This is a genomic window from Proteus sp. G2675, from assembly GCF_963886535.1.
Classification (GTDB): domain Bacteria; phylum Pseudomonadota; class Gammaproteobacteria; order Enterobacterales; family Enterobacteriaceae; genus Proteus; species Proteus mirabilis.
The window spans coordinates 27,230-40,012 of the sequence record NZ_CAWPCB010000053.1; the positions used below are offsets into that span (position 1 = coordinate 27,230).

A 12,783-nucleotide genomic window follows, 5' to 3' on the forward strand; every position below is an offset into this window, starting at 1 on the left:
CTATGAGTGATTTTACCCAGACCGTTCCTGAGTTAGTGTCTTGGGCGAGAAAAAATGATTTCTCTATTTCACTGCCACCGGAAAGGTTAGCTTTTTTGATGGCAGTTGCTGTATTAAACAGCGAACGCCTTGATGGCGAGATGAGTGAAGGGGAGTTGATTGATGCCTTTCGAGAGGTGTGTAAAGGCTTTGATCAACCCGCAGAATCAATACAAGTTCGTGCTAATAATGCCATTAATGATATGGTCAAGCAGCGGCTTTTTAACCGTTTTACCAGTGAACTGGTAGAAGGTAATGCGATATATCGTTTAACGCCATTAGGTATTGGCATCAGTGATTACTACATTCGTCAACGTGAGTTTTCATCACTACGCTTGTCGATGCAGCTGTCAATTGTGGCAAGTGAGTTAGATTCAGCGGCAAGTGCTGCAGAAGAAGGTGGTGATGCATACCATTGGCATCGTAATGTTTTTGCACCATTAAAATATTCGGTGGCTGAGATATTCGATAGCATCGATTTATCTCAACGCATTATGGATGAACAGCAAAATATCGTTAAAGAAGATATTGCTGCACTATTAAACCAAGATTGGCAAGCTGCCATTTCAAACTGTGAACAATTACTATCTGAAACCTCTGGGACATTAAGAGAGTTACAAGACACACTGGAAGCGGCAGGGGACAAATTACAAGCGAATCTATTACGTATTCAAGAAGCGAATATGAGTTCAGGCCATGTCGACCAAATAGATACTTTAGTTTTTGAGTTACAAAGCAAACTTGACCGTATTATTAGTTGGGGACAGCAATCTATCGATTTATGGATAGGTTACGATAGGCATGTGCATAAATTTATTCGCACGGCGATAGATATGGATAAAAACCGTATTTTTTCACGTCGCCTACGCCAATCCGTACAAAACTATTTCGACAGCCCATGGGCATTAACTTATGCTAATGCGGATAGGCTATTTGATATGCGTGATGAAGAGCTTGTGTTGCGAGATGAAGAAGTGACCGGGGAATTGCCTGAAGAGCTGGAATATCAAATGTTCAGTGAAGTAAATGAACAAATTGCTCAATGGGTTGAACAAGAGCTGGCTGCTTATAAATTAGAACAACGAGCGTTAGATCTCAGTTCAGTATTAGTTGAGTATCTTAATCGTTATCCACAACAGAAGCATTTTGATGTGGCACGGATTGTCATTGATCAAGCGGTACGATTAGGTGTCGCGCAAGCTGAACTTGCAGGATTGCCAGCAAAATGGGCAGAAATTAACGAATATGGAGCTAAGGTACAAGCGCATGTCATCGATACATACTGAACAATTTATACCAGCTAAATTAGCACAGGCATTAGCGAATTCACTTTTTCCTGAACTGGATAGTCAGCTACGTGCAGGTCGACATATTGGTATAGACTCACTAGATAACCATGCTTTTTTGATGGACTTTCAAGATGAGTTAACAGATTTTTATGCGCGTTATAATGTCGAATTAATTCGAGCACCTGAAGGCTTTTTTTACTTACGCCCCCGTTCAACGACGCTTATTCCTCGTTCAGTGCTTTCTGAAATGGATATGTTGGTCGGCAAAATTCTTTGTTATCTCTACCTTAGCCCTGAGCGATTAGCTAATCAGGGGATCTTCACTGTACAAGAATTATTTGATGAATTACGTACACTGGCTGATGAAAGCAAATTGTTACGCTTAGTTAATCAACGCTCAACAGGATCGGATTTAGACCTACAAAAACTGCAAGAGAAAATGAGAACGTCACTTAACCGACTACGTCGTTTAGGGATGATTTCGTTTTTACCCAATGATACGCAACGTTTTTCAATTACTGAATCGGTGTTTCGCTTTGGTGCTGATGTGCGTAGTGGTGACTCTCCTCTTGAAGCGCAAATGCGTATGATCCGCGATGGTGAAGCTATGCCACTAGAGCAAGATAGCGAGCCAAGTGATGACGATGAACAGGAAGATGAACAATTAGAGTCCAGTGAAGATGATGATGCAGAGGAAGAAAATAAATGATTGAACGAGGAAAATTTCGCTCATTAACATTGATCAACTGGAATGGGTTTTTTGCTCGTACTTTTGATTTAGATGAATTAGTCACGACTTTATCCGGTGGTAACGGAGCGGGTAAATCCACCACCATGGCGGCTTTTATTACCGCGATGATCCCCGACCTGACTTTACTTCATTTTAGAAATACCACTGAAGCCGGTTCAACCAGTGGCTCTCGTGATAAAGGATTATATGGGAAATTACGCCCGGGAGTTTGTTACGCTGTTTTAGATGTGATTAATTCCCGCCATTTACGAGCTGTCGTTGGCGTACGCTTACAACAAGTTGCCGGACGAGATAAAAAGGTTGATATCAAACCTTTTATGATCCAAGGGCTACCTATTGCTGAAAATCCAACAGAAATTTTGACGCAAGCTGTCGATGGACGCCAAGCACGTGTTCTACCACTTAATGAATTAAAAGAAAAAGTAGAAGCGATAGAAGGCGTTGTTTTTAGACAATTTAACTCGATTACTGATTTCCACTCTGTACTCTTTGATTTAGGGGTTATTCCGAAACGTTTACGCTCAGCAAGCGATCGGGCAAAATTCTATCGTCTTATTGAAGCTTCATTATATGGTGGTATTTCAAGTGCCATCACTCGCTCTTTACGCGACTATTTATTACCTGAAAATAGCGGAGTAAGAAAAGCCTTCCAAGATATGGAAGGGGCATTACGTGAAAACCGCATGACCTTAGAAGCTATTCGGGTCACTCAATCCGATCGTGATCTGTTTAAACATTTAGTCACCGAAGCGACCTCTTATGTTGCAGCGGACTATATGCGTCATGCTAATGAAAGACGAGTACACCTTGATCAGGCTCTATCTTTACGTAAAGAGTTGTGGGATCAGCGTAAAGCGATTAACAATGAAGCTTATCGCTTTATTGAAATGGGCAAAGAGTTAGAAGAGCAACAAGCGTTATCGGCTGATTTGGAAACAGATTATCAAGCCGCCAGTGATAGACTTAATCTTGTACAAAATGCGGTGCGCCAACAAGAAAAAATCGATCGCTATGTTGCGGATGTTGAAGAAATCACATTCCGTTTAGAAGAGCAAAGTGAAGTTGTTGAAGAAGCAACATCAAAAAAAGAAGAGTTGGAAGCGCGAGTTGGATCTGCGGAAGAAGAAGTTGATGAACTGAAAAGTCAATTGGCAGATTATCAACAAGCGTTAGATGTTCAACAAACCCGAGCTATTCAATATCGTCAGGCGGTACAAGCATTAGAGCGTGCGAAAGCACAATGTGGCATTGATGATTTAGATGAAACCAATGCCGAGCTATGGGCTGAACGTATTCAAGCAAAAATTCAATCCATCACGCATTCATTACTTTCTATGGAGCAGAAACTCGGTGTTTCTGATGCGGCCAAAACGCAATTTGATCAAGCCTATAAATTGATCACCTCGATTGTTGGGGAAGTTGAGCGTCAAAATGCGTGGAGTGTGGCTAAAAGCGCATTACGTGAATGGTCATCACATCGCCATCAAGCCGATCGTGTTCACCCTATTCGGATGCAATTAGCTGAATTAGAGCAACGTTTACAGCAAAGAAATAATGCTGAACGTCAACTTGCAGAGTTTAATAAACAGTATGGCAAAAATGTTGAGCCTGATGATCTATTTACTCTACAAGAAGAGCTAGAAGCAAAGATTGAAGAGCTGAGCGATTATGTTAGTGATTCTGGCGAACAGCGTATGCAAATGCGCCAAGAGCTTGATCAACTAAAACAACAAATTGAAAAATTAAGAAAACAAGCGCCAGTTTGGTTTGCTGCACAAGATGCTTTAACGCAACTGTGTGAACAAACGCATCAATCTTTTGAAACAAGCAATCAAGTTACTGAATATATGCAACAGTTACTTGAGAAAGAGCGTGAAGCCACGGTTTTGCGTGATGAAACCGCTGCTCGCAAACAGCAAATTGAAGCTCAAATTGAACGATTAAGTCAGCCTAGTGGGGCTGAAGATGGCCGATTAATTACTTTAGCAGAACGCTTTAACGGGGTTTTATTATCGGAGATTTACGATGATATCACCTTAGATGATGCGCCTTATTTCTCAGCATTATATGGACCTGCGCGCCATGCGATTGTGGTACAAGATCTCAGTGCGATCGAAGAGCAGTTAGCTTCTTTAGAAGATTGCCCGGAAGATCTCTATTTTATTGAAGGTGATCCACAATCCTTTGATGATAGCGTATTTAATGCCCAAGAGATGGAAAAAGCGGTACTTATTAAAAGTTCAGATAGGCAGTGGCGCTATTCACGTTATCCAGAAATTCCATTATTTGGCCGTGCAGCACGAGAAAACCAGCTAGAAATATTATCCCGTCAACGAGATGAGCTGTCAGAGCTATATGCTACACAGGCCTTTGATGTGCAGAAAATTCAACGTGCACACCATGCATTTAGCCAATTTGTTGGGCAACATATTTCAGTGGCATTTGATGCCGATCCTGAAGAAGATATTCGCCAATTAAATCAACGTCGTAATGAATTAGAGCGCGAGTTATCACAATATGAAGAGGGCACTCAGCAACAACGTCAGCATTATGCGCAAGCCAAAGAGTCGCTCAATTTATTAAATAAACTCATTCCTCAAGTCAATTTATTATTGGACGAAACATTAATTGATCGTGTTGAAGAGCTACGTGAAGAGCTTTATAACGCAGAAGAGTCGATGCGTTATTTACAGCGTCATGAGAAAGCATTAACTGCGTTAGAGCCTATAGCCTCGATTTTACAAAGCGATCCACAAGAGCATGATCAATTAACACAAGATTATCAATACGCAAAAGAAGAGCAGCAACGTTATCAACAACAAGCATTTTTGCTGGTGGAAGTGGTTCAGCGTCGTCCACATTTTAGTTATAGCGATGCGGTTGAAATTGTCAGTGAAAATAACGATCTTAATGAAAAATTACGTCGTCGTTTAGAAATGGCTGAAACAGAGCGAGCGACAGCGAGAGAGTTATATCGTCAACAGCAGGCACAATGTGATCAGTTTAATCAAGTACTAGCCTCACTAAAAAGTTCTTTTGATACCAAATCAGAACTATTAAGAGAGCTTGAGCAAGAGATGAAAGAGACTGGCTTGCAAATTGATGCGGGTGCAGAAGCGCGAGCCAAAGAGTTACGTGATCAACGTTATGCTGCGGTGAGTGCTAACCGTACGCGTATTAGCCAACTTGAGCGTGATATTGCGCTTAGTGAAGCTGAACGTGAAAATATGGCGAAGAAAATTCGCAAATTAGAACGTGATTATGGCCAAATGCGTGAGCACGTCGTCAGCGCTAAAGCCAGTTGGTGTGCTGTTATGCGTTTAGTGAAAGAAAATGGTATGGAGCGCCGTTTACATCGTCGTGACTTTGCCTATCTTTCAGCGGATGAGTTACGTTCAATGTCGGATAAGGCGCTAGGTGCGTTACGTCAGGCTGTGGCGGATAATGAATATTTACGGGATGCATTACGTCGCTCTGAAGACGCAAAATACCCTGATCGTAAAGTCCAATTCTTTATTGCGGTTTACCAACATTTAAGAGAACGCATTCGACAAGATATTATCAAAACCGATGATCCGGTTGATGCTATCGAACAGATGGAAATTGAATTAGCTCGCTTAACCGAAGAGCTAACCAGTCGTGAACAAAAACTGGCGATCAGCTCTCGCAGTGTGGCAAATATTATTCGTAAAACTATCCAACGTGAACAAAATCGCATTCGCATGCTAAATCAGGGCTTACAAGCGGTTTCCTTTGGTCAGGTTCGTGGTGTACGGTTAAACGTTAATATTCGTGAAAGCCATCAAATCTTACTGGATGTATTATCGGAAGAAGAAGATAGCCAATATCAAGATCTGTTTAAAAACCAAAACCTAACCTTCTCTGAAGCGATGGCAAAACTGTATCAACGCTTAAATCCACAGGCTGATTTTGGTCAGCGTATGCCACAAACGGTGGGTGAAGAGCTACTTGATTACCGTAACTATCTTGAGATGGAAGTTGAAGTTAATCGTGGGCCAGAAGGTTGGTTAAAAGCAGAAAGTGGTGCGCTATCAACGGGGGAAGCCATTGGTACAGGTATGTCTATCTTAGTGATGGTGGTTCAAAGTTGGGAAGAAGAATCACGACGCTTAAGAGGAAAAGATATTTCGCCTTGTCGTTTGCTCTTCCTTGATGAAGCCGCACGTTTAGATGCGAAATCTATCGCAACCCTGTTTGAACTGTGTGAACGACTTGATATGCAACTTATCATTGCTGCACCAGAAAATATTAGTCCAGAAAAAGGCACAACTTATAAATTAGTGCGTAAAGTCTTTAATGGAAGCGAGCATGTTCATGTGGTCGGATTAAAAGGCTTTGGGCAACAAAGTGAAAAAGATAACATTTTATCCGAAAATATTGCAGATAGTTGATGAAGGATCATGATGAGTAAGTGAACAACCTTAAATATAACTTATTGTTTTCATTATTTTATATTTTGGTTATTCATGAGTGTTAATGGCATTTAGTATTTTTATCACCGTTATTAGTACAAATCAGTGTACAAATTTTATAGCGTGACCCCTCAATAAAAAGGGAAGTACTAAATGCCCCTCATCAATTTATATCGATGTTAAAATAATCAATAAAAGTGGAAACAGAGGATAGCGACAGGTTTGAGTGGAACAAAAACATGTGCTTTAAGTCCCATTGATTATTTACATCCCTCATCGCAGTATTGCTGTATTTCATTGAGTAATCTGCCTACATGGAAGCCATCACATACGGCATGATGCACTTGAATTGCTAGTGGCATCAGAACTTTATCTCCCTGCGTATAATATTTACCTATTGTAAATACAGGGGCAAAGAAATTGTTTATATTCGCCACATTCAAGTTAAAACTGGTGAAACTTACCCAAGGATTTGCTGACACAAAAAACATATTTTCGATAAATTCTTTTGGAAAATAGGCTAGATTGTCACCGTATTGCGCTATATCTTCTGAATAAGTTTTCAAAAATTGATTGATATCTTTGTGGTAATAACTCCATAAAGATGAAAATGTTTCGGTCTGTTCATGAAAGATAGTGTACCCAGGGTTAACACTATCCCATATCACCAATTCCCCGTCTTTCATTGCCATGCGGAATTCTGCATGTTTATTTACCAATCGGCTAATGATGTATATAAATGTCGGATAGAATTTGTACCCATTTTGCTTTACGGTTTTTAATAATGAAGTAATATCCAGTTGAACGGTCTGGCTAAAGGTGCATTGAGCAAAAGACTGAAATGCTTCAAAGTGTTCTTTTCGTCCCCATTGGGATAGATCAACAACAGTATATCCCACGCGCTTTGTGTCCATATTAGCTTTCCTATTTTCTAATCCAAATTTAAATTAATTGTATATTACTTATAAATTATTAAAACAATTTCGAACCTCTATCTGTAGATAAACCCATAACCTATGATAGGTAATAGGTTTTTCTTGGCTAATTTTAAAATGTTTATTTTTTACCAAAAAATGTTTCAAAAATAACAGAGTCATTGATGTGTTCATTTGGGAACGACTTAGATAATAACGGCGCTATCTGCTTTCGTAGATAGTGCTTTCTTTTTTCAAAGTGTTAGATAGATCAAAAAATGAAAGTAAACTAACAAAAGAGTACCAGCCTAAATAAAATAACGTGCGCTATATCTCATTTAAATGTAATTATGATGTTTATTATTATCACCTTCTGTGATTAATATAAAAATTAAAGGAAAGAGAATGCGTAAAGTCACACTTACTCTTAGTGCAATTGCGTTGGCGTTAAGTTTAAATGGCGCAGCAATGGCAAAAGTTCATATGCCAGAAGTTGTTAGCCCAGGGGTTACTGTTACTGAACTTGCACATCAGCAACCAATTAAATGGGTTTCTGTTGCAGAAATTGAAAAAAGCTTAGAAGGCCAAGCACCAATGGCGGTAGGTTTTGATATTGATGACACCGTTCTGTTCTCAAGCCCAGGCTTTTATCGTGGTAAACTGGAATATTCTCCAAACGATTTCAGTTATCTGAAAAACCCAGAATTCTGGGAAAAAATGAACAACGAATGGGATAAATTCAGTATGCCTAAACAAGTCGGTATCGATCTTGTTCAGATGCACTTAAAACGCGGTGATACTGTTTATTTCATTACCGGTCGTACACAGACTAAAACAGAGACTGTGACTAAATATGTTCAAGAAGGTTTAAATATTCCTGCAGACAAAATGCAACCTGTTATTTTTGCCGGTGACCAACCTGGCGCAAATAACAAAGTAAGCTGGATGCGCGATCACAAACTGAAAATTTACTACGGTGATGCAGATGCTGATATCGCAGCAGCTGATGAGCTAAATATCCGTGGGATCCGTATCTTACGTGCTGCTAACTCTTCTTACCAGCCGTTACCTAAAGCGGGACAATTTGGTGAAGAAGTGGTTATCAATTCAGAGTACTAATCTGTCTCTGTGCTGTTGACCTTTATTTGTTAGGCGTAGGAAACTACGCCTTTTTCATTTTGGGTTTCTTTATAGAACAAAATAGAACCATATGATAGATTAAATCTATATACTTTCTATTTGAATATTTATTGTGCACGGCATTGTGAGTATTTAGTATTTATACTCTTATTTAATATAAAAAGTGTATTAAACATCTTTTTATGATGATTTAAATGCCTATTGTTGAAAAGATTTTATAAAACTTTACAAATATTAGTTTATTCCTATAAAACTCTTTGTCTAACTCATCTAATATTTTACGATAGCAAAATAATAACAAGGGATGAGGCACTGAGGACTATGGCGCAACAAGCAATTAAAAGAGCAATAACGTATTCGGTTGTAATAGGCACACTTCTCTCAGGGCATAATGCTATTGCCTCAGAAAGTGAAACGCCACCGCTATTCACATCAGAAACACCTGCATTAGTACCCGCATTCACAGAAGATGTGGCAACACAAGATACATTAAATTCACCATTAGTGAGTAAGCAGGAAGTTAGTACTAAACTACAATCTTGGTTACCAAGCGAATATAAACCACTTTACTTTAAGCAACTCGTGGATGTTTATCAAAGCAATGATTTAGCACTGATTTGGCAAGATGAACAAATTACAAAACAACTAGAACAGCAACTGGCAGAGGTTGCCTTAACTGGAATTCAACCACAATTTGGACGTTGGTTAACGCTATTAGAAACAGCACAATTAACGCCAGAAGCACGAGATATTATTTTATCTGACGCTTTTTTAGGTTATATCAGCTTTGTTGAACAGATTAATCAATCAGGAACAACACTGTTATATCGCGCTGCGATACAAGCATTACCGGCACCGACTGTGCAAGCTGTCGAGCATTTCCAACTCAATCTACAACAAAATACCTTAGGGCGCTTTGTCGTCTCCTTTGCACCCTCACACCCTTACTATCCATTAATGAAAGAGGAAGTGCGCAAACAGCTTCATCAAGAGGTTATTTGGCCCGTCATGGAAGGGAAAAATTCATTAAAGCCAAACCAATCGGCAGAAGAAGTTATTGCATTAAGACAAATATTGCGTAACTTAAATTTACTGCCTCAATTGGCTGAAAATGAGCAAGAAGTAGCAACAACGATTTATGATGAGCCTTTAATTGCTGCTGTAAAATCGTTTCAAGCGGCCCATGGATTAGAAACTGACGGTATTATTGGTAGACAGACGCGTAATTGGTTAAATATGACACCAATACAGCGTGCTGGAATTATGGCATTAAATATACAGCGGTTACGTTTAACCCCACCTATTGGTGACACTGGAATTTGGGTCAATATTCCTGATTACTCCCTCTATTTTTATGCTAATAATCAACTGATTTTAGATTCAAAAGTGATTGTTGGTCGACCAGATAGAAAAACCCCCATTATGAGTAGTGCGCTTAATAATGTTGTGGTTAATCCGCCTTGGAATGTACCTACGAGTATGACGCGTAAAGATATAGTTCCAAAAGGAAAGGCTGATCCTAGTTATTTTAGCCGTAAAGGTTATACGATTTATTCAGGGTGGGGGAATGACGCTTATCCAATCAATCCTTATGATATAGATTGGGAAAACATCTCTGCGGCTAATTTTCCATATCGCATTTGGCAAGCCCCTGGGCCAACTAACTCCCTAGGCCGATATAAATTTAATATGCCAAACTCTGAAGCGATTTATCTGCATGACACACCAAACCACAATTTATTTACTAAAAATATGCGAGCAATTAGTTCAGGTTGTATTCGTGTGAATAAAGCGGCGCAATTAGCGACGATATTATTAGGTGATGCAGGATGGAAACAAGATAGAATTGATGCAGCCTTAAAACGAGGTTCAACACAATATGCACCAATTCCAGAACGTATCCCTGTCTATTTATATTATCAAACAGCTTGGGTAGCAGAAGAAAATGCCCCTCAATATCGAGCAGATATTTATAATTATGACCAAAGCATTAATAATGCAACCTCTTTTTTAGAGAATATTAAGAAATATTTGTAATAGAACAGATGGCTAACAACAATAAAGAGTAAGCATTATGCTTGCTCTTTATTTTTTATAAAAATCAGTAAGATAAAATAATTTTATTCAGTTTTATTAATAAATTTTAAAAAATAGCTATTATTTTTAATCTATTTTTAGAAATAACATTAATATTAATAAAATGTTAATTGCTAACACGGCTATTATTAATAATAAAACATAAACTTTTATAAAATAATATCAATGATATGTTTACAAATCTATACAAACAATAAGCAACAATTCAAGAAAAATATTGTCATAATAAAGGTCTGTTCTTCCTTCTATCATTATTTTGAGTGTAGCTATCATGGATATTGTTGATTCACATCGTCGTAAGTGGTTAGGCCTTGGTATGGCTGCTGTTGGTTTAGGTTTACTTCCCTCACATGCATTTGCATCATTAGCAACTCCCCGACCGAAAATTCTTCGCTTTAATAATTTAAATACTGGTGAAACTATTAAAGCCGAGTTTTTTGATGGTAAACGTTATAATAAACAAGAGCTTGCTAGACTAAATCATCTTTTTAGAGATCACCGTCAAAATAAAGTTAAAACTATCGATCCAGCCTTATTTGATCAAATCTATCTGTTACAGGTGATGTTAAACAACAATAAAGCCGTTGAACTTATTTCGGGTTATCGTTCACTCGCGACTAATAATCATCTACGTCAACACACCAGCGGTGTTGCGAAAAAAAGCTATCATACCCGTGGTCAAGCAATGGATTTCCGTTTAGTAGGTACAGATTTATCTAAAGTACGCCAAGTAGCACTAAGAATGAAAGCGGGAGGAGTGGGTTATTATCCACGAAGTAATTTTGTTCATATCGATACAGGACCCGTGCGCTCATGGTAATCTATGTAATAAATAAATAGATATAGATTAAGAAAGCGCGGAGTAAGCTATGATGTATCACATTATACCTGTGACAAATTATATGCAAAATTGCACCCTTATCTGGTGTGATGATACCAAAGAAGCGGCCATTGTTGATCCCGGTGGTGATGTCGAAACATTAATTGCAGAAATTGAACAACGTCAATTAAAGTTGACTAAAGTGCTATTAACTCATGGTCACTTTGATCACGTAGCAGGAACAGCTCAAATTGTTGAGCATTTTCATGTGCCTGTTTATGGGCCACATAAAGATGATAACTTCCTTATTGAAGATTTAGAACAACAGTGTCGTATGTTTAACTTCCCCAGTGGAAAATCTTTTACGCCTGATCAATGGTTAAATGAAGGGGATACTGTCACTATTGGTAAAACCATTACTTTGTCGGTTTTACATTGTCCGGGCCATACACCTGGCCATATTATTTTTGTTAATCACCAAAATAAACTTATCTCGATGGGAGATGTATTATTTCGTGAAAGTATTGGTCGTACTGATTTCCCTCGTGGTAATCATGCCGATCTGATAGCTTCTATCAAAAATAAAGTATTACCACTAGGTGATGATTATCTATTTATCCCCGGCCATGGCCCTATGTCTAATTTAGGTCATGAGCGTCAATATAATCCTTTCTTACAAGATGAAATGCCCATTTGGTAATTTAAAATAAAGCAAACTCTTTAAGCCCTTTATATTAAAGGGCTTTTTTATAGATGAAAAATTAAAAATGATATCGCTCATCGTCGGTAAAATTAAATATTTTTGCTGATACTATAACCTGATGTTCCTGCACAAATATGGTTCCAAGAGATACTTTCATATCGAATAGTAATATCTTCATAAGGCTGGGCATCTGCATGCGTCAGTGAATTAGGGTAATGTGCCGATATATTGGTAATACTGGCTTTTGTTAGCTTAATGGTATAAAACTTTTCTTGATTGCCGTTTGAACTTGTTCTATAGAATTCTAGCTCGCACTCTAATAATTCATTATTTGTTATTGCAACCCCAAGTAAGGGTGAAGATTTATCTATAGGTTTTGAAATTACCACAGGAGAATGATTTAAATTTTGTGCTCGAGTTAAATCATAATCAAATGAATACACAAATATCTGATCTTCATGTCCGTGCTGATATTTATTGCCTATAGATCCTAAAGTAGAGCACCCTTTAGATATATCACCTTGAGATTTCCCTATTATCTTTAAATATATTGAATTAGCCATTATTTATAACTCCTTTTTGATATTTCTTCATATG

General features: G+C 38.3%; 9 protein-coding genes. 7 read left to right on the plus strand and 2 right to left on the minus strand.

Translation table 11 applies throughout. The features are described 5' to 3' along the window. Window positions 1–2 precede the first annotated feature (2 nt). Genes mukF through mukB form a run of 3 tightly spaced genes read left to right on the plus strand, consistent with a single transcriptional unit; the run spans window position 3 to window position 6,491 of the window. A complete protein-coding gene (gene mukF, locus AACQ49_RS17235) occupies window positions 3–1,325 on the plus strand; it encodes a chromosome partition protein MukF (protein WP_004244597.1) in 1,323 nt (440 codons plus the stop codon). Then, window positions 1,306–2,037, plus strand: a complete 732-nt coding sequence (gene mukE, locus AACQ49_RS17240) for a chromosome partition protein MukE (protein ID WP_004247634.1) — start codon at window positions 1,306–1,308, stop codon at window positions 2,035–2,037. The genes mukF and mukE overlap by 20 nt, the downstream gene beginning before the upstream one ends. Then, window positions 2,034–6,491, plus strand: coding sequence for a chromosome partition protein MukB (mukB, locus tag AACQ49_RS17245; protein WP_161779189.1), 4,458 nt, complete (start codon window positions 2,034–2,036; stop codon window positions 6,489–6,491). The genes mukE and mukB overlap by 4 nt, the downstream gene beginning before the upstream one ends. A 281-nt stretch (window positions 6,492–6,772) precedes the next feature. Here the strand turns inward: mukB and catA are convergent, their stop codons facing one another. Beyond that, complete coding sequence (gene catA, locus AACQ49_RS17250) at window positions 6,773–7,426, minus strand: type A chloramphenicol O-acetyltransferase (protein WP_004247636.1); 654 nt, start codon at window positions 7,424–7,426, stop codon at window positions 6,773–6,775. A 405-nt stretch (window positions 7,427–7,831) separates the two neighbouring features. Here catA and aphA point away from each other — a divergent pair, with 405 nt between their 5' ends. The 4 genes from aphA (at window position 7,832) to AACQ49_RS17270 (ending at window position 12,183) form a co-directional block, all read left to right on the plus strand. After that, window positions 7,832–8,545 carry an acid phosphatase AphA gene (gene aphA / locus AACQ49_RS17255; protein WP_004247637.1) on the plus strand — a complete coding sequence of 238 codons (714 nt, stop codon included), beginning with the start codon at window positions 7,832–7,834 and terminating at the stop codon, window positions 8,543–8,545. 342 nt (window positions 8,546–8,887) lie between these two features. After that, on the plus strand, window positions 8,888–10,603 hold the full coding sequence (ldtD, locus tag AACQ49_RS17260) for a L,D-transpeptidase (RefSeq protein ID WP_161779190.1): 1,716 nt from the start codon (window positions 8,888–8,890) through the stop codon (window positions 10,601–10,603). 331 nt (window positions 10,604–10,934) lie between these two features. Then, window positions 10,935–11,483 (plus strand): YcbK family protein, encoded by a 549-nt coding sequence (locus tag AACQ49_RS17265; RefSeq protein ID WP_004244605.1) that lies wholly within the window; start codon window positions 10,935–10,937, stop codon window positions 11,481–11,483. Window positions 11,484–11,532: 49 nt separating this feature from the next. Further along, window positions 11,533–12,183, plus strand: a complete 651-nt coding sequence (locus AACQ49_RS17270) for an MBL fold metallo-hydrolase (protein ID WP_004247640.1) — start codon at window positions 11,533–11,535, stop codon at window positions 12,181–12,183. 92 nt (window positions 12,184–12,275) lie between these two features. On the opposite strand, the gene AACQ49_RS17275 is transcribed toward AACQ49_RS17270, so the two are convergent. Next, window positions 12,276–12,749, minus strand: coding sequence for an Hcp family type VI secretion system effector (locus AACQ49_RS17275; RefSeq protein ID WP_004244607.1), 474 nt, complete (start codon window positions 12,747–12,749; stop codon window positions 12,276–12,278). Between the last annotated feature and the right edge of the window lie 34 nt (window positions 12,750–12,783).

Coding starts and splice junctions, on each gene's coding strand:
- AACQ49_RS17265 (WP_004244605.1), top strand. CDS start 10,935: ATGGATATTGTTGATTCACATCGTCGTAAGTGGTTAGGCCTTGGTATG.
- mukE (WP_004247634.1), top strand. CDS start 1,306: ATGTCATCGATACATACTGAACAATTTATACCAGCTAAATTAGCACAG.
- ldtD (WP_161779190.1), top strand. CDS start 8,888: ATGGCGCAACAAGCAATTAAAAGAGCAATAACGTATTCGGTTGTAATA.
- AACQ49_RS17275 (WP_004244607.1), bottom strand. CDS start 12,749: ATGGCTAATTCAATATATTTAAAGATAATAGGGAAATCTCAAGGTGAT.
- AACQ49_RS17270 (WP_004247640.1), top strand. CDS start 11,533: ATGATGTATCACATTATACCTGTGACAAATTATATGCAAAATTGCACC.
- mukF (WP_004244597.1), top strand. CDS start 3: ATGAGTGATTTTACCCAGACCGTTCCTGAGTTAGTGTCTTGGGCGAGA.
- aphA (WP_004247637.1), top strand. CDS start 7,832: ATGCGTAAAGTCACACTTACTCTTAGTGCAATTGCGTTGGCGTTAAGT.
- mukB (WP_161779189.1), top strand. CDS start 2,034: ATGATTGAACGAGGAAAATTTCGCTCATTAACATTGATCAACTGGAAT.
- catA (WP_004247636.1), bottom strand. CDS start 7,426: ATGGACACAAAGCGCGTGGGATATACTGTTGTTGATCTATCCCAATGG.